The following is a 12133-nucleotide window of genomic DNA, read 5'->3' as shown; positions in this document are numbered from 1 at the left end:
AAGGCGGAGGCATTCCCGAGTGAATCCCCGTCCGATTGTCTGGGCCGGCCATCGTCGGCACACAACCCCGATTTGGAGATACTCCCATGGTCATGAGCGTCAACACCAACATCAGCTCGCTGAATGCCCAGAAAAACCTGGCCGCGTCGCAGAGCAAGCTGTCCACCGCGATCGAGCGGCTGTCGTCCGGCATGCGCATCAACAGCGCGAAAGACGATGCCGCCGGCCTCGCCATTTCCACCCGCTTCACCACCCAGATCAACGGCCTGAACCAGGCTGTCAGCAATGCCAACGACGGCATCTCGCTGGCGCAGACCACCGAGTCGGCGTTGAACGAGGTGACCAACAACATGCAGCGCATCCGTACGCTGGCCGTGCAGTCCGCCAACGCCACCAACTCCGACAGCGACCGCAAGGCGCTGGACGCCGAAGTGCAGCAGCGTCTGTCGGAAATCACCCGTATCTCGCAGCAGACCACCTTCAACGGCCGTCACGTGCTGGACGGCACCTTCGGCAGCGCCGCGTTCCAGATCGGCGCCAACGTCGGCGAAACGATCACCGTCAACCTGAGTCAGGGTGCGGGTTCCACCCAGGTCGGCAAGGCTGCGGTTTCCACCACCGGCGACATCAGCGCGCTGTTCCCAGCCGCTGTTGCTGGTAGCACGGGCACGGCAGCGAGCTTCACCTCCGATGCGATCACCCTCGCCGACTACAGCACGACCAATGGGACCATTGATGTCGCTGGCGATACAGTTACGCTGACGGCGGATTACACCGCGGGCGGCGCGACACTGCAGGATATGGTCGATGACATCAATTCGCAGTTGGCCACCGCCTCCAGCGATATCACGGCAGCGGTGAGCGGCGGCGCGATCACCTTCACGGCTGGAACCATCAGCGATGGGGATATCACGGTTACCGGCAGCATGCTCGGTACCGGTTCGTCTGTCACGGGTGTCGCCGCTGGTACCGATACGCCCGCCGGCCTCACCCTGGAGACTGGCGACCTGCTCATCAACGGCAAGGATGTGGCCGGCACCTACGCCGACGCCCAGGCTTTCGTCAGCAAGATCAACTCGATGAATATCGACGGCGTCTCGGCGTACTACGACAGTGCCACCAAGTCGTTCGGCATCAACTCGCTGAACGACCTGACGGTCGACGGCACCAAGTCGGGCACCGGTGCCGGCAACCTGAACTTCTCCGGCGCCGGTGCGGTCAACACCGCGAAGGGCAGCTTGGACGGCAGCAACGTCAACACGGTGACTGGCGCCAACCAGACCATCACCCGCATCGACGCCGCCCTGTCCACCATCAGTGCCATGCGCAGCGACCTGGGTGCGGTGCAGAACCGCTTCACCTCGACGATCGCCAACCTGCAGACCATTTCGCAGAACCTCAGCGCGTCGCGCAGCCAGATCCAGGATGCCGACTTCGCCGCGGAAACCGCGAACATGTCCAGCGCCAACATCCTGCAACAGGCTGGTGTCTCGGTGCTGGCGCAGGCCAACGCCAGCACGCAGAGCGTGTTGAAGCTGCTGCAGTAACTGCTTGACCCGAGACGGCTGCGGATAGTCCGCAGCCGTCTTCCCCATTACAGGAATCGACGTCCATGGCTATCACGGTAGGCTCCACCACACCCACCACGGGTTTGCTGACCTCCATGGGCGTGGGTTCCGGCCTGGACGTCGCCACGTTGGTGGACAAGCTGGTGGCCGCCAAGAAGGCGCCGCAGCAGAACCAGATCACCAACCAGGCCGCGCAGGCCAATACCCAGTTGTCCGGCCTGGGCCAGATCGGCGCCGCGCTGTCCGCGTTGCAATCAGCCATGGCCTCGATCACCGACGGCAGCGCGTTCAACGCGCGCACGGTGAGCACGGGCGACAAAGATGTATTGGGTGCCAGCGCTTTCGGCACCCCGGTAAGCGGCAGCTACAAGATCGAAGTGAGTCAGTTGGCCACTTCGCTCAAGGCCTCCTCGGCCGCGTTTGCCGACGGCAACGCCAAAGTCGGCACCGGCACGCTCACCCTCACGGTGGGCGACAAGTCGATGAACCTCGACCTCAGCGACAGCAACAACTCGCTGGCGCAGGTGCGCGACGCGATCAACAAGGCCACGGACAACCCCGGCATCGCCGCCACCATCGTCACCGGCACGGATGGCGCGCACCTGGTGCTCAGCAGTACCGGCAGCGGCGCCGCCAACGGATTCACCGTCAGCAGCACGGGCGGCGACGGCAACCTGGCCGCGCTGCATTACGACGCGGCGACCAGCAGCGGCAACGCGCTCAACGTGATCACCGCCGCGCAGGATGCCGAATACACCATCGACGGCATCGCCGGCCACAGCGCCGGCAACATCGTCAGCACCGCCATCGACGGCCTGACCCTCAACCTGGTCGACGTGGGCGAAAGCACGCTGACCGTGGCCAACGACAGCAGCAAGGCCACCAGCGCGCTGACCAACCTGGTCAATACCTACAACAGCTTCGTGGGGATCTACCAGAACCTCACCAAGTACGACGCCACCAGCAAAACCGCCGGCGCCATGATCGGCGACGCCACCATCAACGGCATCAGCAGCACGCTGTCGCGGCTGGTCGGCGGCAGCGCCAATGGCACCTCGCTGGCCGCCTTGGGCGTTTCGCTGCAAGTGGATGGCACGTTGAAGCTGGACAGCGACAAGCTGACGGCGGCAATGAAGGACGGCGGCAAGCTCGCCAGCCAGTTGTTCAGCGGCGACAACGGCCTGGCCGCCCAGCTCAACGGCCAGCTCGGCCAGTGGGTTGGCGACCACGGCACGCTGGCCGGCCGCACCGACAGCATCAGCCAGCAGTTGAAGGATCTGACCACCCAGCAGACCACGCTGGACAGCCGCATGGCCGACCTCACCGCGCGTTACCAGGCGCAGTTCACCGCGCTGGACACGTTGATGAGCAAGCTCAACAGCACCAGCAGCTATCTGCAGCAGCAGTTTGATGCGCTGAACAACAGCAACAAGAAGTAACCCCAAACCTATTCGCAGGAGATGCAGTCATGGGATTCGGCTACGGCGCAGGCGCCTACCAACAGATTCGCTCGCACGGCGGTGTGGAGTCGGCTGACCCGCATGGCCTGATCACGTTGCTGATGGACGGCGCGCTGGAGCGCCTCATCAAGGCCCGCGCACACATGATGCGCGGGGAAGTGGCCGCCAAGGGCGAAGCCATCGGCCGTTGCATCGAGATCATCGGCGGGCTGCGCGACAGCCTGGATCTCAAGGTTGACCCGGTGAACACCGGCCGGCTCGATTCGCTTTACGAATACATGAGCCGTCGCCTGTTGCAGGCCAACCTGCGCGACGACGCCAGCCTCATCGACGAAGTCAGCAAGCTGCTGCAGCAAGTGCGTGACAGCTGGGTGCAGATCGCCCCGTCCGCCACGCAGCATGCCGCCAACGCATGAGCACCCCGGCCGTGACCGACGAAACCGGCATGATCGAGCAGGCGTTGCAGCTGAGCCGCGACATGCTCAGTGCCGCCCAGGCGCAGGAATGGGAACAGCTGGCCAGCCTGGAAGCCCAGCGCGAGCCATTGCTGCGTCGCGAGCATTCCGCCGACGTGGTTGAGCAACTGGGCGAAATCCTGGCCTGCGACCGCGAGCTGCGCACCCTGGTGCGCCAGGCCCGCGACGAGGCTGCCGCACAATGGCAGCGCCAGAGCGGCCAGGCGCGCGCGATCCGCGCCTACGCGCAGGCCTAGGCGGGTATCGAAGCGTTGTTGTAGGAGCGACTTCAGTCGCGATGCTCTTGCTCGGGATCTCCAAAGCAGAAGCATCGCGACTGAAGTCGCTCCTACAGGTTCACGGTTCACAGCCCGCCCCGCCGCTCCGCCGCCGCTACACTCAGCCCACGCCACCATATGACCGGGGATCACGATGGATGCCAATAGCTGGGACGAGTTCGAGCAGCGCGTGAGCTGTGACGAGAGCCTGCATGTGGACAGCGAAGCCATGCCCTGGCCAGACGCCCAGGCGCACCAGGCGCGGCTGGCCGAGCGCAACCTCAACACTTTGTCTGCGGTCGCTGCACTGGAAGAGCGTTACGCCGAAACCGACGATGACAGTCCGCTGATGCTGGAGATCCAGCGGATGGACGCCAAGCTCACCGCACTGGTCGATATCGTCAATCACCTGCTGGTACCCGCCAGCGTGCTGCCGCCACGGCAGACCCTGCGCTTCAACGCGATCGGTGCGGTGCTGCCTGCGGCGCTGGTGCCGGCGGGTGATGCCTTGATCGTGCGGCTGCGTTTCGATGTATGCCGCAGCCTGCCGCTGGAGTTGGCGGCCAGGGTGGAGCGTCGGTTGGACAACGGCCACGTGTTTGTGGTGTTCGCCGCGCCGGGTGACGTGCTGGGTGACGCGATTGAGCGACTCGTTTTTCGCCATCACCGACGCAAAGTGGCAGAAACGCGCCAACTGACGTCCTGAGGCAGTTGCGGACAGGCGTCAGGCCGTGACCACGGTCACACTTCGCCATGCTGGCGCGAACCTTTGTTGACGCTCGCGTCACGACGACGATGTCGATCGTGTTTCCTCCCTCTATAAATTCAACGCTAATTGATTCAATCATTTAGCGCGGTTCCTGGCCGTTTCCCAGCCACTCCGGCGGCGTGCCGGAGGGATGAAAAGCTGACACACGACGTTTTGCCGTCACCAAAAAGTCGTCGTTGGCCCCCTTGTTGCAATGTGTCCATCGAGCCCGGCGACGTAAACCCGCCGCATCGATGAACGGCCTCCCGCGAGGGGTCAGGCCACAGCAAAAGGCAACAGGGGTATCACCATGCAGAAATTCGACTTCCTGGTTATCGAGTCCGACCGCTCCCGTGTGGATGCCGTGATGTCGGCACTGCATTTCCTGGGGTATCGACCACAGCAGGGTGACCAGTGCACGGATGCGGACGAGTCGATGCAGGCCTGGCGCGGCGTGTATGTCGGCCAGGTGAGCGACGAAGCGGAAGCCGAACGCCAGCTTGCCCTGCTGGGTGACACGGCGGCGCATGTGCCGATGCTGCTGGCCGACGACTCCGCCTGGCTGGGCCGCTTCACCGCCACCTCTTCACCGTTCACCACCCGCGTGGCCACGCTGGCTTTCCCGCTGCGCTACGAGCAGATGGCCGAAGCGATGCGCGCCATGTATGCGCGCCTGCTGGGTGGCCAGGGCAACGGCATCCGCTTCGTGGGGCACTCCACACCGATGAACCACGTCAACGCCTTGATCCGCCAGGTGGCGCCGTTCGACTCCAGCGTACTGGTGCTGGGCGAGTCGGGCACCGGCAAGGAAATGGTGGCGCGCTCGATCCACGACAGCTCCCCGCGCCGCGACAAACCCTTTGTGGCGATCAACTGCGGCGCGATCCCCGCCGAGCTGCTGGAAAGCGAATTGTTCGGCCATGAGAAGGGCTCGTTCACCGGCGCCATCAACACCCGCAAGGGCCGTTTCGAGATGGCCGAGGGCGGCACGCTGTTCCTCGACGAGATCGGCGACATGAGCCTGCCGATGCAGGTGAAGCTGTTGCGCGTGCTGCAGGAGCGCGTGTTCGAGCGCGTCGGCGGCAACAAGACCCAGCATTGCGACGTGCGCATCATTGCCGCCACCCATCGCAACCTGGAGCAATCCATCACCGACGGGAAATTCCGCGAGGATCTGTTCTACCGCCTCAGCGTGTTCCCGCTGGAGTTGCCGGCATTGCGCGAGCGGCTGGACGACCTCTCCGTGCTGATCACCGAATTCAACCAGCGGCTGGCCCGCCGCGGCCTGGGCGTGGTGCGCTTCGGCACCACCGCGATGCATGCGTTGCAGGCTTATCCATGGCCCGGCAACGTGCGCGAGCTGTCCAACCTGGTCGAGCGCATGGCCATCCTGTTCCCCCACGGCGAAGTGCGCGCCAGCGACCTGCCCGAGAAATACCGCGGCCAGCAGGTCTGCGATGACGTACGCAGCTCCGACCTGCTGGCGATGATGGAGGGCCGCGCCCCCGTCGTTGCCGACATCAGCGAAGCCCGCCCGTCCGTGTCCACCATGGGCCTGTTGCCGGAGGACGGCCTGGACCTGAAGGATCACCTGGCCGATATCGAAGTGGGCCTGATCCGCCAGGCACTCGACGCCACCGGCGGCGTCGTCGCCCACGCCGCCCGCCTACTGCACATGCAGCGCACCACGCTGGTGGAAAAGCTGCGCAAGTACGGGTTGCAGGGGAGCATGGCGGCCTGACGGCGGGATTCGGGATTTGGGATTGGGGATTCGCAAGAGCTCAGGATCAAGAGCGCCCTCATCCGCCTGCGGCACCTTCTCCCGCAAGCGGGAGAAGGGAAGGCGCGCCCCGTGGCCGCGGCTCTGCCGCTCTTACGAATCCCAAACCCGAATCCCCAATCCCGGCTCCACTGGCACGCCTCGTGCATCCACCTCATGCAAACCCGACACGTGTCGGGATTTCGTCACCCGCCCGCTGTAGATGAGGCAGCCATGAGTACGATCGAAGTCAACAACCTGCTTGCCCAGATGCGCCAGATGACGGCGCAGGTGCGTCCGGCGGAAACCGCGTTCAAGGCGGCTCCGGCAGTGGGGCAGGCGGGCCAGCCTGATTTTTCCGCCTTGCTGAAGCAGTCGATCGCGTCGGTGGGGCAGACGCAGATGGAAGCGGGCCGCATGGCGGCAAGTTTCGAGCGCGGCGATGCCGGCGCGGATCTGGGCCGCACCATGATCGCGATGCAGAAGGCCGACTTGTCATTGCGCAGCATGGTCACCGTGCGCAACAAGCTCGTCGATGCGTACAAGGACATCATGAACATGCCGGTCTGACGCACTTCGTCCACCGCCGACTCCCTTCATAGAAAACGAGCAGCCCCATGGCCGACAACGGCATCGCGACCACCGACAACAACGGTCGCCTTGATACCTTCAAGCAGCTTTCCCGCAACCCGGCGGCGCGCCAGCTCATGTTGCTGGTGGCCGTGGCCGGCGCGGTGGCGCTGGGGGTTGCCGTGGTGCTGTGGTCGCGCGGGCCGAACTACGGCTTGCTGTATGCGGGGCTCGGGCAGAACGATGCCGCCGCGATCACGCAGCAGCTGCAATCCACCAACACGCCGTTCAAGCTCAGCAGCGACGGCTCGTCGATCATGGCGCCGGCCGCCGACCTGGCCGCGCTGCGGCTGAAACTTGCCGGCCAGGGCCTGCCGCAGGGCACGGCCTCATCCACCGCCACGGGCGGCGATTCGCCGTTTGGCATGAGCGACCTGGCCGAGCGCACCCGTTACCAGCAACTGCTGGAGACCGACCTGGGCAACACCATCGGCGGGCTGCAGTCGGTACGCTCCGCGCGCGTGCACCTGGCCTTGCCCAAGCCGTCGGCCTTCATCCGCGACAACCGCCCGGCCACCGCCTCGGTGCTGGTGACGCTGTACCCGGGCCGTCAGCTGGACGCTGGCCAGGTGGCGGCGATCGTGCACCTGGTGTCTGCCAGCGTGCCGGATCTGGATACGCGCCAGGTGTCGGTGATCGACCAGCAGGGCCAGTTGCTCACCACCGACCCGGACAGCCCCGGCGCCATCGGCGACAGCCGCCTGCGCCTTTCCACCCGTATCGAGAACACCTACGCCGAACGCATCGAACAATTGCTGACCCCGCTGGTGGGGCCGGGCAGGGTGCGGGCGCAGGTGTATGCGGATCTGGATTTCAGCCAGACCGAGAAAGCCACCGAAACCTTCGGCCACGACCACCCGGCGCTGCGCAGCGAGCAGACCAGCAGCGAACGCCGCGGCGATGGCGCCCAGGGCGGCGTGCCCGGCGCGCTGAGCAACCAGCCGCCCGCGTTGGTGGCCCAGCCGACCGCGGCCAATCCGGATGCGGGCGCCGCCAACGCCAAGCCCGATCCGAAGGCGGCCACCGGCACCACCACCACGACCACCAGCACCGCCGACACGTCCAGCAGCGCCACCCGCAATTACGAACTGGACCGCACCATCAGCCATGTCAGCGATCCGGCCGGGCGGTTGGCGCGGCTCACCGTGGCAGTGGTGCTGGACAACAAGCTGGTCAGCGGCGGCACCACCGAGGGCGGCGATCCGAAGCCGGCCACCAGCGTGCCGTTCACCGCGCAGGAGTTGCAACACCTCACCGACCTGACCAAGAACGCGGTGGGCTTCAACGCCGCGCGCGGCGACAGCGTCAGCGTGGTCAACCAGTCGTTCCAGCGCGGTCCCTCGCCCGAGGCCTTGCCGGATACGCCGTTCTGGCAGCGGCCAGGCATGATGGATCTGATCAAGCAGGGCGTCGGTATCCTGCTGGCGCTTCTGGTAGCGTTCGGCGTGCTGCGACCGCTGTTGAAAGGGCTGTTGCGAGGGGAGGCTCCGGCGCGTGCATTGCCGTCGCCGATGCCGCAAATTTCCGTACGCGTCGATGACGAACCACAGGACGCGGACGAGCCGGCGCGGTTGCACAACACACCCGCGCTTGCCTACGAGCAACGCGTGGGAGCGGCTCGCCGGATGGTGACCGAAAATCCGAAACAGGTGGCTCAGGTGGTAAAGAACTGGGTGAGCGAAGATGGCAGTTGATCAATCCAAGATTTCCGGCGCGCAACGTGCGGCCATTCTGCTGCTGACGCTGGGCGAAGAGGACGCTGCCGAAGTGCTCAAGCACCTCAGCGCGCGCGACGTGCAGGCGGTGGGGTCGGCCATGGCCGCCCTGTCCGGTGTATCGCGCGAGCAGGTCGAGGTGGTGCTGAACAAGCTCGACGCCGACATGGGCCAGCAGACCTCGCTGGGCGTGGGCACCGAGGAGTACATCCGCAAGATTCTCGTCAACGCGTTGGGCGAGAACAAGGCCGGTGGCCTGATCGACCGCATCCTGCTGGGTCGCAGCAGCAAGGGGCTGGAGTCGCTGAAGTGGATGGAGAGCCGCGCCATCGCCGAGATGATCAACCAGGAGCATCCGCAGATCATCGCGCTGGTGCTGGCGCATCTCGAACCGGACCAGGCCGCCGAGGTACTTGGCTACCTGCCCGAGCGCGTGCGCAGCGACGCGGTGATGCGCATCGCCACGCTTGATGGCGTGCAGCCGCATGCGCTGAACGAGCTCGATGAAATCATGGAGCGTCAGTTCTCCGGCACCACCAAGAAACTGAAGTCCGCCAACGTGGGCGGCCTCAAGGCCGCCGCCGACATCCTCAACGCGATGGACGCCAGCCGCGAAACCGAGTTGATGGGTGCCATCCGCACCCACGACGAGGCCCTCAGCGGGCGTATCGAGGACTTGATGTTCGTGTTCGAGGACCTGGCCGAGCTGGACGACCGCGGCATGCAGACGCTGCTGCGCGAAGTGCCGTCGGGCACGCTGATCACCGCATTGAAGGGCGCCGAACCGGCCATCCGCGAAAAGATCTTCGCCAACATGTCCAAGCGCGCCGCCGACATGATGCGCGACGACCTGGAAGTGAAGGGTCCGGTGCGCCTGAGCGACGTCGACGCGGCGCAGAAGGAGGTGCTGGTGATCGCCCGCAAGCTGTCCGATGCCGGCCAGCTCAACTTGTCCTCCAGCGGCGATGAGTTCGTCTGATGGTCGCGGTCGTCGGCAACGGGCCTGATGTGCAGCGTTGGGAATTGCCCAACGTGGGCAACGGCGAGTTGCCGAACCGCCGCAAGGACGACCCGCCGCAACCGACCGTGCGCGATCTCGAAGCGCTGGAGCAGCAGGCGCGCGAGGAAGGCTACGCCGCCGGCCGTGCCGAAGGGCTGGCTGCCGCGCGACAGCAGTTGCAACAGAACATGGCGCGCTTCGACGCACTGTGCGAGGCCGCCGCCCGTCCGCTGCAGGCACTCGACGACCGCACCGAGCAGGAGCTGGCGCGGCTGGCGATCGTGATGGCGCGGCGCGTCGTGGCGCGCGAGCTGCAATTGTCACCCGACCTGATCGCCAAAGCCGTGCGCCAGGCCGCCGCGGCCTTGCCTGCCGCCACGCGCGACCTGCGCGTGCATCTTCACCCCGATGACCTGGCCTTGCTGCGCGAGCTGGGCGCGGTCGAAAGCCATTGGCAATTGCACGCGGACGCCAGCCTGACGCGCGGCGGCTGCCAGCTGGAAAGCGAACGTTCCCGCCTCGATGCCACCGTCGAAGCACGCCTGGCCGCGGTGGTCGATGCGGTGCTCGGTGACGATGTGGACGACGAGGCTGGCGCATGAATGCCCAGGTCGACACCGTCGCGCGGCAGTTGTCGTGGCAGCAGAAGCTGGCCCGGCGCACGGCGCGCGCGGAGACCGTGCGTACGCTGGCGGTCGAAGGCTGCCTGCGGCGGGTCGTGGGATTGACGCTGGAGGCGGAAGGTTGCGAAGCGGCGCTCGGCGCGCGCTGCCTGGTCGACACCGCCGACGGCGCGCAACTGGATACCGAAGTCGTGGGCTTTGCCGACGAACGGCTGCTGCTGATGCCGGTCGGCGACATGCACGGCGTATTGCCCAACGCCCGCGTCCGCCCCTGCGCGCACACCCGCGGCCTGCCGGTGGGTCATGCGCTGCTGGGCCGTGTGGTGGGCGCCGATGGCATACCACTGGATGGCCTGGGCCCGCTGGAATCCGATGAACATGCTGCGCTCAAGAGCGAGCCGATCAACCCGATGGCGCGCAAGCCCATCGATGCGCCGCTGGACGTGGGCGTGCGTGCGATCAATGCCTTGCTCACCGTGGGCCGCGGCCAGCGGCTGGGCCTGTTCGCCGGCTCTGGCGTGGGCAAATCCACCTTGCTGGGCATGATGACGCGCTACACCAACGCCGACGTGGTGGTGGTGGGGCTGATCGGCGAGCGAGGCCGCGAGGTGAAGGAATTCGTCGAGCACACGCTGGGCGAGGAAGGCCGCCGCCGTGCCGTGATCGTGGCCGCGCCGGCCGACGCGCCGCCGCTGAAACGCCTGCGCGGCGCGCAGTACGCCACCGCCATCGCCGAGTGGTTCCGCGACCGCGGCATGCGCGTGCTGCTGCTGATGGACTCGATCACCCGCTACGCCCAGGCCCAGCGCGAGATCGCGCTGGCCATCGGCGAGCCGCCGGCCACCAAGGGTTACCCGCCGTCGGTATTCGCGATGATGCCGGCACTGGTCGAGCGCGCCGGCAACGATGCGGACGGCCGCGGTTCGATCACCGCGTTCTACACCGTGCTTACCGAGGGCGATGATTACCGCCACGATCCGATCGCGGATGCGGCGCGCGCCATTCTGGACGGCCATATCGTGCTGTCGCGCGACCTGGCCGAAGCCGGGCATTACCCGGCCATCGACATCGAGGCGTCGATCAGCCGCGTGATGCCCGCCGTGGTGGCACGCGAGCATCTGCGCGCGGCGCAGCGTTTCCGCCAGGTCTATTCCGCCTATCGCCAGCAGCGCGACCTGATCGCCGTGGGCGCGTACCAGAAAGGCTCCGACCCGCAGGTCGATCTGGCCATCGACATGTGGCCGCAACTGCGCGCCTTCCTGCAGCAGGAGGTGGATGAACCGATGACGCTCGAGATGGCCATCACCAAACTCGATGAACTGGCCGAGCAGGTGCCCGGATGAGTTCGCGCGCAGTGCAATTGCAGCCGGCGGTGGATCAGGCGAAACAACGCACCGAGGAGGCGCTGGCGCAACTGGCCTTGCAACAGCAGCAGCTGGCCAAGGGCGAGCACCAGTTGGGCGAGCTGAAGCGCTACCGCCAGGAATACGCCAGCAACGGCGACGGCAGCTTGACCGTGAGTGCGCTGCTGAACCGCCAGAAATTCGTCGAGCGCATCGACCAGGCGATCGCGCAGCAAACCAGCGAGGTCGCCCGCCTGCAGCGCCTGCTCGACCAGGTGCGCGGCCGCTGGCACCAGGCGCATGCGCGCGAAAGCGCGCTCGACAGCGTGATCGAACACTGCATCGAAGAGGAGCGCCAGGCCGCCGACCGCCACGAGCAGGCCGAGATCGACGAACGCATGCAATACCGGCGGCCACGCTGATGGCGCGGATCTTGCCTTTCATTCGGGGTATGCAGGGTGCGCCGGGCGCGCACCTGCCGCCTGTTTTTCGCTACCCGGCGTGCGCACGGCCTGTTGTCGCCCACGCACGCCACTGCTGACGGAGTCACTTAG

The 12133-nt window shown here is 66.2% G+C and carries 12 protein-coding genes; all 12 read left to right on the top strand.

The window, feature by feature from the left end:
- Positions 1-86: 86 nt before the first annotated feature.
- The gene (locus tag ASD68_RS17430; RefSeq protein WP_056608163.1) at positions 87-1547 is read left to right on the top strand and encodes a flagellin; all 1461 of its coding nucleotides are present in this window, start codon (positions 87-89) and stop codon (positions 1545-1547) included.
- A 65-nt stretch (positions 1548-1612) separates the two neighbouring features.
- Positions 1613-3007 (top strand): flagellar filament capping protein FliD, encoded by a 1395-nt coding sequence (fliD, locus tag ASD68_RS14890; RefSeq protein ID WP_056608160.1) that lies wholly within the window; start codon positions 1613-1615, stop codon positions 3005-3007.
- 29 nt (positions 3008-3036) lie between these two features.
- Positions 3037-3444, top strand: coding sequence for a flagellar export chaperone FliS (gene fliS / locus ASD68_RS14885; protein WP_056608158.1), 408 nt, complete (start codon positions 3037-3039; stop codon positions 3442-3444).
- Positions 3441-3740, top strand: coding sequence for a flagellar protein FliT (fliT, locus tag ASD68_RS14880; RefSeq protein WP_082546095.1), 300 nt, complete (start codon positions 3441-3443; stop codon positions 3738-3740). The genes fliS and fliT overlap by 4 nt, the downstream gene beginning before the upstream one ends.
- 175 nt (positions 3741-3915) lie before the next feature.
- The gene (locus ASD68_RS14875) at positions 3916-4467 is read left to right on the top strand and encodes a PilZ domain-containing protein (RefSeq protein WP_056608155.1); all 552 of its coding nucleotides are present in this window, start codon (positions 3916-3918) and stop codon (positions 4465-4467) included.
- Between the two features lie 352 nt (positions 4468-4819).
- Positions 4820-6250: a sigma-54-dependent Fis family transcriptional regulator gene (locus tag ASD68_RS14870; RefSeq protein WP_056085251.1), complete on the top strand. Its 1431-nt coding sequence runs from the start codon at positions 4820-4822 to the stop codon at positions 6248-6250.
- Positions 6251-6502: 252 nt separating this feature from the next.
- Positions 6503-6838, top strand: coding sequence for a flagellar hook-basal body complex protein FliE (gene fliE, locus ASD68_RS14865; RefSeq protein ID WP_056608152.1), 336 nt, complete (start codon positions 6503-6505; stop codon positions 6836-6838).
- 47 nt (positions 6839-6885) lie between these two features.
- The gene (gene fliF / locus ASD68_RS14860) at positions 6886-8592 is read left to right on the top strand and encodes a flagellar basal-body MS-ring/collar protein FliF (protein WP_056085247.1); all 1707 of its coding nucleotides are present in this window, start codon (positions 6886-6888) and stop codon (positions 8590-8592) included.
- A 10-nt stretch (positions 8593-8602) separates the two neighbouring features.
- Positions 8603-9592 (top strand): flagellar motor switch protein FliG, encoded by a 990-nt coding sequence (gene fliG / locus ASD68_RS14855; protein WP_200945427.1) that lies wholly within the window; start codon positions 8603-8605, stop codon positions 9590-9592.
- Positions 9592-10215 carry a FliH/SctL family protein gene (locus ASD68_RS14850; protein WP_056608147.1) on the top strand — a complete coding sequence of 208 codons (624 nt, stop codon included), beginning with the start codon at positions 9592-9594 and terminating at the stop codon, positions 10213-10215. The genes fliG and ASD68_RS14850 overlap by 1 nt, the downstream gene beginning before the upstream one ends.
- Positions 10212-11579 carry a flagellar protein export ATPase FliI gene (fliI, locus tag ASD68_RS14845; protein WP_056085242.1) on the top strand — a complete coding sequence of 456 codons (1368 nt, stop codon included), beginning with the start codon at positions 10212-10214 and terminating at the stop codon, positions 11577-11579. Before ASD68_RS14850 ends, fliI begins: the two co-directional genes overlap by 4 nt.
- Positions 11576-12001: a flagellar export protein FliJ gene (fliJ, locus tag ASD68_RS14840; protein ID WP_056608142.1), complete on the top strand. Its 426-nt coding sequence runs from the start codon at positions 11576-11578 to the stop codon at positions 11999-12001. The genes fliI and fliJ overlap by 4 nt, the downstream gene beginning before the upstream one ends.
- The last annotated feature ends 132 nt before the right edge of the window (positions 12002-12133 follow it).

It is taken from the genome of Rhodanobacter sp. Root627 (genome assembly GCF_001427835.1).
In the GTDB taxonomy this organism is placed as follows: domain Bacteria; phylum Pseudomonadota; class Gammaproteobacteria; order Xanthomonadales; family Rhodanobacteraceae; genus Rhodanobacter; species Rhodanobacter ginsenosidimutans.
Note: the sequence above shows the minus strand (reverse complement) of the source record. Positions and strands in the feature narration are given on the sequence as shown.